Origin of the sequence: Arthrobacter sp. (assembly GCF_031179385.1) — a bacterium.
GTDB lineage: Bacteria > Actinomycetota > Actinomycetes > Actinomycetales > Micrococcaceae > Arthrobacter_D.
On the sequence record NZ_JAPSHV010000027.1, the window covers coordinates 17,798 to 29,050 of the forward strand.

At 64.2% G+C, this 11,253-nt stretch carries 8 protein-coding genes; 3 read left to right on the plus strand and 5 right to left on the minus strand.

What is annotated here, in order from left to right; translation table 11 throughout:
• Positions 1-59: 59 nt before the first annotated feature.
• Entirely contained in the window at positions 60-698 is a 639-nt protein-coding gene (locus RIF85_RS06245) for a vitamin K epoxide reductase family protein (protein ID WP_309071050.1), read from the plus strand.
• A gap of 19 nt (positions 699-717) precedes the next feature.
• Here the strand turns inward: RIF85_RS06245 and dxs are convergent, their stop codons facing one another.
• The 4 genes from dxs to RIF85_RS06265 form a co-directional block, all read right to left on the minus strand.
• Positions 718-2,691, minus strand: coding sequence for a 1-deoxy-D-xylulose-5-phosphate synthase (gene dxs, locus RIF85_RS06250; RefSeq protein WP_309071051.1), 1,974 nt, complete (start codon positions 2,689-2,691; stop codon positions 718-720).
• 169 nt (positions 2,692-2,860) lie between these two features.
• A complete protein-coding gene (gene acnA, locus RIF85_RS06255; protein ID WP_309071052.1) occupies positions 2,861-5,656 on the minus strand; it encodes an aconitate hydratase AcnA in 2,796 nt (931 codons plus the stop codon).
• Positions 5,657-5,829: 173 nt separating this feature from the next.
• Positions 5,830-7,131, minus strand: coding sequence for a TRAM domain-containing protein (locus RIF85_RS06260; RefSeq protein ID WP_309071053.1), 1,302 nt, complete (start codon positions 7,129-7,131; stop codon positions 5,830-5,832).
• On the minus strand, positions 7,128-9,104 hold the full coding sequence (locus tag RIF85_RS06265; RefSeq protein WP_309071054.1) for an APC family permease: 1,977 nt from the start codon (positions 9,102-9,104) through the stop codon (positions 7,128-7,130). The genes RIF85_RS06260 and RIF85_RS06265 overlap by 4 nt, the downstream gene beginning before the upstream one ends.
• An 83-nt stretch (positions 9,105-9,187) precedes the next feature.
• Between RIF85_RS06265 and RIF85_RS06270 the strand changes: the two genes are divergently transcribed.
• Together RIF85_RS06270 and RIF85_RS06275 are read left to right on the plus strand one after the other, a co-directional pair.
• Positions 9,188-9,862, plus strand: a complete 675-nt coding sequence (locus RIF85_RS06270) for a TrkA family potassium uptake protein (RefSeq protein WP_309071055.1) — start codon at positions 9,188-9,190, stop codon at positions 9,860-9,862.
• Positions 9,859-10,521, plus strand: coding sequence for a TrkA family potassium uptake protein (locus RIF85_RS06275; protein ID WP_309071056.1), 663 nt, complete (start codon positions 9,859-9,861; stop codon positions 10,519-10,521). Before RIF85_RS06270 ends, RIF85_RS06275 begins: the two co-directional genes overlap by 4 nt.
• A 7-nt stretch (positions 10,522-10,528) precedes the next feature.
• Here the strand turns inward: RIF85_RS06275 and RIF85_RS06280 are convergent.
• A partial coding sequence (locus tag RIF85_RS06280; protein WP_375164830.1) for a DUF3159 domain-containing protein occupies positions 10,529-11,253 on the minus strand: 725 nt, incomplete at its 5' end.

The following is an 11,253-nucleotide window of genomic DNA, read 5'->3' on the forward strand; positions in this document are numbered from 1 at the left end:
CGTCATAAGGCGTTGTAGCGCCGGTTAGACTCGCTGGTGGATGACCACAGGAGGGGTGCATGGAAGACGACGCCCGGGATGCCCCAACGGGCGTGAACGGCTTGCAGGGCGGTGGCATACCGGCTTTCGCCTCTGACCGTGGTGTGGCCTGGCTATTCGCAGTGTGCGGGTTCATCGGGTTCCTGGCTTCGGGCCAGCTGGTCCTTGAACGGCTTGCCCTTTACGAGGACCCGAACTACGTCACCTCCTGCGACATCAGCCCCTTCGTCTCATGCGGAGAGGTCTTCCGCACCTGGCAGGCGGCACTGTTCGGGTTCCCGAACCCGCTGATCGGCATCGCGGCGTTCACCGTCATTCTGACGACGGCGATGGTCCTGTTTTCCGGTGCGCGTCCGGCCCGCTGGTACTGGCGCGGACTGCAGGTCGGCGTGGGCCTGGGCTTCCTGTTCGTCGTCTGGCTGTGGAGCCAGGCGCTCTTCGAGATCCATATCCTGTGCCTGTACTGCATGGTGGTCTGGGCAGTGATGATCGTGCTCACTGTCCTGCTGACGGCGCGCAACGTGATCTGCGGGGACCTTCCCGCGCCCGCCGGCCTGCGTCAATTCCTCGCCGAATGGGCATGGCCGCTCACCGTGCTTCTCCTGGTGGCGGCAGCAGCCTCGGTGTTCTTCAGTTTCTCCCAGGCATTCCTGGGCTGAAAGGCAGGCCCACAGTGGGTCAGAGCTGAGGCAACTGCCCCGTGGCCGAGGGAACCTCACCGGGAAGCGGACGGGCAACCGGGACCTTGGTGCCAAGAACCTGCTCGACGACGTCCTGTGCTACCTTCCGTGCGGTGAGTCCGACCCGCTCCATCACTTCGCTGCGCGAACCGTGGTCAAGGAACTCCACCGGCAGGCCCACCTCGTTGAGCGCTGTATCGACCCCCGCCGAGCGCATTTCCTGACGGATCCGCGAGCCTACCCCTCCGGCGCGCACTCCATCCTCGATCACGACGACAATCCGGTGGTCCGCGGCCATGGAAATCACTGAGGCGGCCACAGGCAATACCCACCGGGGGTCGATCACCGTGGAGCTGATGCCCTGCGCTCCCAGCCGGTTCGAAACATCAAGCGCCAATTCACTCATGGCACCCACGCTGACAAGCAGCACATCGTTGTGCCGGGATCCTGCAGGCCGGCGGCACAGGACGTCCACGCCGTCCTCGAGACGCTCAATGGCCTCGACTTCCGCTCCAACGTTGCCCTTGGAATAGCGCACCACCGACGGCGCGTCGCTGATGGCTACGGCTTCGCGCAGCTCTTCACGGAGTCGGGTGGCATCGCGCGGTGCCGCCAGATGCAGACCCGGGACGATCTGGAGCATCGAGAGATCCCACATGCCGTGATGGCTGGCCCCGTCAGGCCCTGTCACGCCGGAGCGGTCCAGCACGATGGTCACGCCTGCCTTGTGAAGGGCGACGTCCATGAGGAGCTGGTCGAAGGCACGGTTCAGGAACGTCGCGTACAGCGCCACCACCGGGTGAAGACCACCGAACGCCATGCCCGCAGCACTGGTGAGCGCATGCTGTTCCGCGATGCCGACGTCGAACACGCGGTCCGGGTGCTTCGCAGCGAACTTGTGCAGTCCCACCGGAATGAGCATCGCGCCGGTGATCCCGACGATGTCTTTGCGCTCATCGGCGATGTCCGCGATCTCCTCGGCGAAGACGGATGTCCACGATTGGGCGCCCGCAGCACCGATCGGCTCACCGGTCTCGGGGTCGATGATGCCGACGGCGTGGAACTGATCTGCTTCGTCGGCACGAGCGGGAGCGTAGCCGTGCCCCTTCTCTGTGATCGCATGGACGATGACCGGGCCGCCGTAGTTCTTGGCATGCGTCAGCGCATGCTCCACTGCCGCCAGGTCGTGGCCGTTGATAGGACCGATGTACTTCATGCCGAGGTCTTCGAACAGTCCCTGCGGCGCCCACCAGTCCTTCACGCCCTTCTTGGTGGCGTGCAGGCTCTTGTAGGCAAAGCGGCCAACCGGTCCACCGTTTTGGAGCTTCCGCTTCCACCAGTCGAGGGTTCCCTCATACACGCGGTGGGTGCGGACGGAATCGAGAGTGGGACGCAGGGACGCCAGATAGTCCGCTACACCGCCGATCGTCGGAGCGTAGGAGCGCCCGTTGTCATTGACGACGATGACCACCCGGCGCCGCTTGTCTGCAGCAATATTGTTGATTGCTTCCCAGGCCATGCCGCCCGTGAGCGCGCCGTCACCAATGAGGACGACGGCGGTACGGTCCTCTTCCCCGTTCAGAAGGCGTGCACGGGAGATGCCGTCCGCCCATGAAAGGGAGGACGAGGCATGCGAGCTTTCGACGACGTCGTGCACTGATTCAGCGCGCGAGGGGTAGCCCGACAGACCACCCTGTTGCCTGAGTGAGTCGAAATCCTGCCGGCCGGTGAGGAGCTTGTGAACGTAGGACTGGTGACCGGTGTCAAAGACGATGCTGTCGCGTGGCGAGTCGAACACCCGATGGATGCCGATGGTCAGCTCGACGACGCCAAGATTGGGACCAAGGTGGCCGCCCGTTCGTGAGACGGTCCGGATCAGGAAGGCCCGGATCTCCGCGGCCAGACGGGAAAGCTGCTGTCCGGACAACCTGGTGAGGTCTTGTGGGCTGTGGATGGTCTCCAGAAGTCCCATCGCGCCTCCTTCTGATACTTGCGATCTGCGGCTCCGGTGCGTTCTCACACGCTCTTAACTCTAACGCGGTCCACTGCTCACCCGTGCCCTGGCTCGGAGCCGACCTGCCCTCAACGCAGAACACGCCGCGTCCTGAACCGGACGCGGCGTGTTCTGGATAAGTGGTGAATCAGGAAGCTGCTGCCAGCTGGCGCAGTACGTACTGCAGGATTCCACCGTTGCGGTAGTAGTCGGCTTCACCCGGGGTGTCGATGCGCAGGACCGCGTCGAACGTCACGGGATTGCCCTCTTCTTCCGGTGTGGCGGTCACCTTGACGGTGGCCGGTGTGTTGCCGTTGTTCAGCTCCGTGACGCCCTCGATCGAGAAGGTCTCGGTACCGGTCAGCCCCAGAGTGGCAGCGTTCTGGCCGGCGGGGAACTGCAGCGGCAGTACGCCCATCCCGATCAGGTTGGACCGGTGAATGCGCTCGTAGCTTTCAGCGATGACGGCCTTCACTCCGAGCAGCGCGGTTCCCTTGGCGGCCCAGTCGCGGGAGGAGCCCGATCCGTATTCCTTGCCCGCCAGAACCACCAGCGGTGTGCCTGCGGCCTGGTAGTTCATGGCGGCGTCGTAGATGTACGCCTGAGGGCCCCCGGTCTGGGTGAAGTCGCGGGTGAAACCACCCTCCACCCCGTCCAGCAGCATGTTGCGCAGGCGGATGTTGGCGAAGGTGCCGCGGATCATCACTTCGTGGTTACCGCGGCGGGACCCGTAGGAGTTGAAGTCCTTCCGGGCGACGCCGTGCTCGAGGAGGTAGCGGCCCGCGGGGCTGTCAGACTTGAACGAGCCCGCGGGGCTGATGTGGTCGGTGGTGACCGAATCGCCGAGCTTCGCGAGGACGCGTGCACCCTCGATGTCGGCAACCGGCTCCGGCTGTGCCTGCATGCCCTCAAAGTACGGGGGCTTGCGGACGTAAGTGGACTCCGTATTCCAGGCGAAGGTGTCACCCTCGGGGGTGTCCAGCGCCTTCCAGCGGTCGTCGCCGTCGAACACGCCCTCATAACCCTTGGCGAACATGTCCTCGTCGATCGAGGAATCGATGACCTGCTGCACCTCGGTGGCATTCGGCCAGATGTCCCGTAGGAAGATGTCGTTGCCCGACTCGTCCTGTCCGAGTGCATCGTTCTCGAAATCGAAGTCCATGGTGCCCGCGAGAGCATAGGCGATGACCAGCGGCGGTGACGCGAGGTAGTTCATCTTCACGTCCGGGTTGATGCGGCCTTCGAAGTTGCGGTTGCCTGAGAGCACCGCGGCAACGGAGAGGTCGTTGTTCTGGATCGCGTGGGAAATCTCTTCCTCAAGCGGCCCTGAGTTTCCGATGCAGGTGGCGCAGCCGTAGCCGACGATGAAGAAGCCAAGCTTCTCCAGGTACGGGGTAAGGCCCGACTTGTCGTAGTAGTCGGTGACAACCTTCGATCCGGGGGCAACAGAGGTCTTGACCCAGGGCTTGGAGGTGAGGCCCTTCTCCACAGCGTTGCGCGCCAGGATGGCGGCAGCGAGCATCACCGACGGGTTCGAGGTGTTGGTGCACGAGGTGATCGAAGCAATGGTGACGGCACCGTGATCGAGCACGAACTCGCGGCCGTCGCTCATGTTCACCGTGACCGCCCGGGACGGACGCCCGGTGGCCGACGCTGCGGCCGAATGCTTCAGGGTCGACGTCATGGCCGGGACGTCCGAGGCCGGGAAGGACTCTTCGAGTGCTTCATCCAGTGCGGCCTCGTCGGCACTTCCGGTGTAGTTGTGGATGTCCTTGCGGAACTGTTCCTTGGCCTTGGTCAGCTCGATACGGTCCTGCGGGCGCTTGGGGCCTGCGATCGACGGAACAACCGTGGACAGGTCCAGCTCGATGTACTCGGAGAAACGGATCTCACGCGAGGGATCATGCCAAAGACCCTGTTCCTTGGTGTAGGACTCGACCAGCGCAACGCTCTCTTCGGACCGGCCGGTGAGGCGCAGGTACTCGAGGGTGACATCGTCGATCGGGAACATGGCTGCGGTGGAGCCGAATTCCGGGCTCATGTTACCGATGGTGGCGCGGTTGGCCAGCGGAACCTCGGCAACACCTTCGCCATAGAACTCGACGAACTTGCCGACGACGCCGTGCTTGCGCAGCATCTCCGTGATGGTGAGGACGACGTCGGTGGCAGTTGCGCCCGCCGGGATGGCACCGGTGAGCTTGAAGCCGACAACCCGCGGAATGAGCATCGAAACGGGCTGGCCGAGCATTGCTGCCTCGGCCTCAATGCCACCGACGCCCCAGCCGAGCACGCCGAGGCCGTTGACCATGGTGGTGTGCGAGTCGGTGCCGACGCAGGTGTCGGGGTAGGCCCGGAGGGTACCTTCAACTTCACGTGTCATCACGGTGCGCGCCAGGTACTCGATGTTGACCTGGTGCACGATGCCGGTTCCCGGGGGTACAACCTTGAAGTCGTCGAACGCGGTCTGGCCCCAGCGGAGGAACTGGTACCGCTCCCCGTTGCGCTCGTACTCGATTTCCATGTTGCGCTGGATGGCATCGGAGTTACCGAAGACGTCGATCTGCACGGAGTGGTCGATGACCATTTCTGCAGGTGCAAGCGGGTTGACGCGCGCCGGGTCTCCGCCGAGCTCCTTCACCGCTTCGCGCATGGTCGCCAGGTCCACCACGCAGGGCACGCCGGTGAAGTCCTGCATCAGGACACGCGCCGGGGTGAACTGGATTTCGGTGTTTGGCTGGGCGTCGGCATCCCAGTTCGCGAGTGCGCGAATGTGATCCGCAGTGATGTTTGCACCATCCTCGGTGCGCAGCAGGTTCTCGAGCAGAACCTTGAGGCTGTACGGAAGGCTCTCGGCGCCTTCAACTGCATTCAACCGGAAAATCTCGTATTCGGCACCGGCGACGTCTAGTACGCCTTTGGAACCGAAGCTGTCCACACTACTCATGTCAGGACTCCTCTCGCCGTCTTCTATCTTTGTTCCGGCGGGCGCGAGCTGCTACTTAGGAGCACCTAAGACTCCAGGGGAGCAGGTATCGGTTTTTCGCGGCGAATGGAGGCTGCGAAGTCCACGCGGAACAACCGTTTTCATCCTAGCCGGTTGCGGGCAACCGGGTGCGTTCAGGCCGGACGGAGAACAGAGACTGACTCCATATGGTGGGTGTGCGGATACAGGTCGAACACTCGCAGGGAGTCCAGCTGCCATCCGGCGGCCGCAAAGTAGGCGACATCCCGCGCGAAGGAAGCCGGATCGCACGAGACGTACACGGCCGCCTGTGCGCCGGTGCCGGTAATCGCACGGACAACCTCCTTTCCCGCTCCCGCCCGGGGAGGATCCAGGACGACCGCGTCAAGGTGCGGCCGGCGCTCCCGCAGCACCTTCTCGACCTTCCCCTGCACAATGTCGACGTGTGCCTGACCGTGCAGGTTTCGTCGCGCGTCCCGGCTCGCGGCGGGGGCACCCTCGACTGAAAGCACTGCACCGGAATCCCCCACCTCTCCGGCAAGTGCTGCCGTGAAAAGTCCCGCGCCGGCGTAAAGGTCTGCAACACGCTGTCCGGATGACGGTTCGAGTCCTCCGAGCACCGCTTCCGTCAATACCCGCGGTGCACTGCGGTGAATCTGCCAGAACCCTTCGCCGGTGACCCGGAAGCTATTGTCACCGACAACTTCGCGGACCCACGTGCGGCCGCGCAGGCGTGTCAGGGTCCCGGACTCGGGATTCCAGGCGGCCACCGACGCACCCTGAATCTGATCAGCCAGCGCGCGAACTTCCCGATTGGGAGCATCCTGTGCCGCCAGGAGCAGCACCAGCGGCTCGTCATCTCCCGACCCCGCGGCGACTTCAACACCGTCCACGCCGCTGAAGTTCAGGTTCCACAACGCGAGGTCATTGATTGAGGAGACGGCCAGCGGCATGTCCGCCACGGGAATCAGCTCGGTCGAGCGGTGTTCGTGCATCGAAAGATGCCCGTCGCCGTTGACAGCGAAACCCACGCGGGTGCGCCATCCCAATCCGTCGGGGGTCTCGTCCGGGACGGGCTCGACAGTGATCTCCCGGTCCACTTTCCCCAGCCGATGGAGCTGTTCCCGAAAGATTTCCGCCTTCAGCCTGCGCTGGGCTGGGAGGTCGATATGGCCGAACTCCGCGCCACCCACCGGCCGCGTTCCCCGCATGCCCGCCAGGACGGCGTCAGCAAGCGGCCACGGGTGGTTCACGCGGTCCGGCGACGCCTGAACGACGTCGGTGGCGTCGGCACGCCAGAAGCGGGCGTCGTCGTCGTGCTCTGTGAGACGGGCCTTCACCACCTCACCCGGCAGGGCGTGGCGCACGAAGATCACCCTGCCCTCGTGCCGGGCAACAAAGTGCCCGCCGTGGGCGGGTGGGCCGATGGTTAGTTCGATTTCTGGAGTGTGGGTCACCTGAGGTCCTGGAATTTTCGGGCGGCATCGGAGGATGCCAGCTGCCATGGCACGCTTGCCACCATAACCCCCGGCTCGAAGTGGAGCCGGGTCTTAATGCGCAGCGCCGTCTGGTTATGCACCAGCTGCTCCCACCACTTGCCCACAACGTACTCGGGGATGTAGACCACAATGAGGTCCCGCGGAGAGTCACGGCGCATGGACTGGATGTAGTCCATGATCGGCTGGATGGTGTCGCGGTAGGGGGAAGCCAGGACCGTGATCGGCACCGGCACTTCGAGGCGGTCCCAGTCTTCGAGGGTTCGCCGCGTTTCCTCGGGGTCCACATCGACCACGATCGCATCGAGCCGTGAGGGTCGGGATGCCCGGGCGAAGGCGAGGGCACGCAGCACTGGCTTGCGCACATGGGAGACAAGAATCACGGCATGCACCCGTGAAGGCAAGGCACGGGCGGACGCGGCGTCGTCGATGGCGAGTTCCCGGGCTACCTGGTCGTAGTGCGCCTTGATGCTGAGCATCACCGCGAACAACACCACCATGGCCAGGACCGCAATCCAGGCGCCGAACTCGAACTTGGTCACAAGTACCACCACCAGCACGGCCGCAGTCAGCAGGAACCCTACGGTATTGATGGCGCGGGACTTGTTCATCTGCCAGCGGCGCTTCTTGTCGACAGTGCTGCGCAGCTCACGGCTCCAGTGCTTGATCAGGGCGAGCTGGGTAGCGGTGAAGGAGACAAAGACGCCGACGATGTACAGCTGCACCAGTTGGGTGACGTCCGCGCGGAACATGAAGATCAGCAGGATAGCTCCGAGGCCGAGCGCCATGATCCCATTGCTGAACGTCAGGCGGTCCCCGCGGGTACGCAACTGGCGTGGAAGGTATCCGTCCTTGGCCAGGATGGATGCAAGGACAGGGAAACCGTTGAAGGCGCTGTGCGCCGCGAGCAACAGGATGAGCGCAGTCGCTCCGACGACGATGATGAAAGGCACGCTTCCGCCGTCGAAGACGGTCCCGGCGAGCTGACTGATGACCGGATTCTGGATGTAGGACCCTGCCACCGGTTCACCATTGAGCAGCAGTTGCTCGGCCGGGTTCTGGACCACGTGCACCCGGGTGGCGTTGGCGAGATAGATGATTCCTGCAGTCATCAGCGATGCGACGATCCCAAGGATGAGGAGAGTGCTCGCAGCATTCTTCGCCCGCGGACGCTCGAAGCTCGGAACGTTGGCGCTCGGAGCCTCCACTCCCGTCAGCGCCGCCGCGCCCGAGGAGAAGGCGCGCAGGATCAGCAGCGCGCCGGCAAGCCCCACCAGTCCGCTCTCGAAGGCAGGATCGGGAATGATCTCGAAGCGCGCACTCGGCGCCTCGCCCAGTGTTCCGGTGAGCCGCTGGACAAAGCCGGCAGTACACAGGGCGAGGATCGCAGCCATGAACACATAGGACGGAACAGCAAGCACGCGCGCGTCGCGCGTGAACCCCCGAAGGTTGACAACCACCAACACGACGACGGCGGCCGCTGCCAGGGCGGTCTGCGTGCCTGCAAGCGCCGGTGCGAGGGAGATGACGTAGTGCGCCCCTGCCGATACGGATACCGCCACTGTGAGGACGTAATCAACCATGAGCGCCGCAGCGACCGTAACTCCGGCGCCATCCCCCAGGTTGCGGCGGGCTATCTCGTAATCACCGCCACCTGAAGGGTAGGCGTGGACGGACTGGCGGTAGGAGGCGATGACCACCAACAGAACCACGATGACCGCGAGGCCGACCCAGGGAGACACCGCGACGGCTGACACACCGGCCAGCGCAAGGGTGAGCAGGATCTCGTCGGGTGAGTAGGCGGTCGACGAGAGGGCGCTGGTCGAAAAGAGCGGCATCGCGATCTTCTTCGGCAGCGTTTCATGCCGCAGCCGGTCGTTGCGGAACGGCTTGCCCACCAACACCCGTTTGGCGGCCTCGAAGAAAGTCAGCACAGCCCACAGACTAGCGCGTTTGCACGCCCCGACCTCCACTAGGCTTGTGGGATAACCAGCAGCAGACAAGCAGGGGTGGCGCAGTGGCGCATTTCGTAATCATGGGCTGCGGACGGGTCGGCGTGAGCCTGGCGCACACGCTGGACGAATCCGGCCACAGCGTGGCGATCATCGACCAGGATGACCGGGCGTTCCGCAGGCTGCGCGGCTCCTTCGGCGGACGCAAGGTGACGGGCGTAGGCTTCGACCGTGACACCCTGAAGAGCGCCGATATCGAAAACGCGTACGCTTTCGCCGCGGTGTCGAGCGGAGACAACTCCAACATCCTGGCGACCCGGGTGGCGCGGGAAATCTTCCACGTACCGCACGTCGTCGCACGGATCTACGATCCAGGCCGTGCAGAGATCTACCAGCGCCTCGGTATCCCCACGGTGGCGGCGGTCCGCTGGAGCGCAGATCAGGTCCTCCGCCGGATCCTCCCCGAGCAGAGCATCAACGGTGACTTCCGCGAGTCTTCAGGGCGGCTGATCCTCGGTGAACTCAACCTCCACGACGGCTGGTTGGGACGTTCCATCAAGGACATCGAAAAAGCTGCCGGCGTGCGGGTTGCCTACCTCACCCGCTTCGGCGAGGGAATGCTGCCGGGCAGCGGAACCAGTTACCAGGAAGGCGACGTTGTGCACGCCATGATGGAGACCGCCGCAACAGACGAAGTGGCTCGGGTGCTCTCGAAGCAGCCGCGGGAGGAGCAGGAATGAAGGTTGTCATTGCCGGCGCGGGAAGCGTCGGATCCTCGATCGCACGTGAACTGCTGTCCAACAACCACGACATCCTCCTCATCGATGAGAAGCCGGAGGTGGTGGGCCGCAGTGGGCTGAAGGGCGCACGCTGGCTGATCGGTGACGCGTGCGAGCTGACCACCCTCAAGGACGCGAAACTGGAAGAGGCCGACGTCGTGGTGTCCGCTACCGGCGACGACAAGGTGAACCTCGTGGTCTCGCTTCTGGCCAAGAGCGAGTTCGGCGTCGGACGGACCGTGGGACGGGTGAACAACCCCAAGAACGATTGGATGTTTGACGATTCCTGGGGCGTCGATGTCGCAGTCAACACACCGCGCCTGATGACAGCCCTGGTGGAAGAGGCGGTCGAAATCGGCGACCTCGTGCGCCTGTTGACCCTCCAGACCGGCGTGTCTGCCATTGTCGAGTTCACTGTGCCCCATGATTCGTCCCTTATCGGGCGAACGCTGGGGTCAATCGAGCTGCCCGCGGACTGCACGGCAGTTGCGATCCTTCGCGACGACGCTCCCATCACTCCCAGCCCCGACGACGTTGTCGAGGCCGGTGATGAACTGTTCTTTGTTGCCGCGATCGCAGCCGAGGACGCTCTGCGGGCGGCATTACGGTCCGCTACCTGACGTCCCCTTACGCCGGCGGATGCTGCTGCTTCTCGAGCGCCGGACGCGATACAAGCCAGGCGAACCAAAGCCCCAGTGCATAGAGTGGGACACCCATGGCCACACGGGTGGCGCCGAGGGCGGCGATGTTATCTACGAGGTACAGCGGCACCTGCACGATGAGCCGCAAGGCGAGTACTGCGATAATCAGCCAGGTGGCAAGTGAGTAGGCCTTGATCCGCGCCGGGTGCTTGCGCCAGTCGGTGCCCTCCCCCCGGATGAAACCGAAGAGCAGTCCCGCCAGGGGCCAGCGGACAGCAATGGAAATCACCATGCCCACGATGTAGGCGGCGTTCGTGAAGAATCCGGGAAGAAAGAAGTCTTCCGCGTTGCCCGTTCGGTTGGCAACAAACGCGCAGATGCCCACGCCGATCAGCCCGGACAGTGCCTGGGTCAGCGGCGTTTTGGTGAGCAGGCGGACGACGGCGAAGACCGCTGAGACTGCGAGGGCAACAATGAGTGAGAGCTGCAGGTCCCGCGCCACGGTGAAGATAACGGTGAACAGCAGGCCGGGAAGTATGGCTTCGGCCAGTCCGCGCACTCCGCCGATGGACTGCATGACATCTATGCGTCCGCTTTCGTCCTGCCGCACGCCGGCTTTCGCGGCATACTGGCCGGCGATCGCTCCGAGTCCGTTATCTGTGGCTGGCTGATCGGGGGCGTCGGCCGCCTCGTTGCCCGGGCGGTCCTCGG

Coding starts and splice junctions, on each gene's coding strand:
- RIF85_RS06245 (WP_309071050.1), top strand. CDS start 60: ATGGAAGACGACGCCCGGGATGCCCCAACGGGCGTGAACGGCTTGCAG.
- acnA (WP_309071052.1), bottom strand. CDS start 5,656: ATGAGTAGTGTGGACAGCTTCGGTTCCAAAGGCGTACTAGACGTCGCC.
- RIF85_RS06275 (WP_309071056.1), top strand. CDS start 9,859: ATGAAGGTTGTCATTGCCGGCGCGGGAAGCGTCGGATCCTCGATCGCA.
- dxs (WP_309071051.1), bottom strand. CDS start 2,691: ATGGGACTTCTGGAGACCATCCACAGCCCACAAGACCTCACCAGGTTG.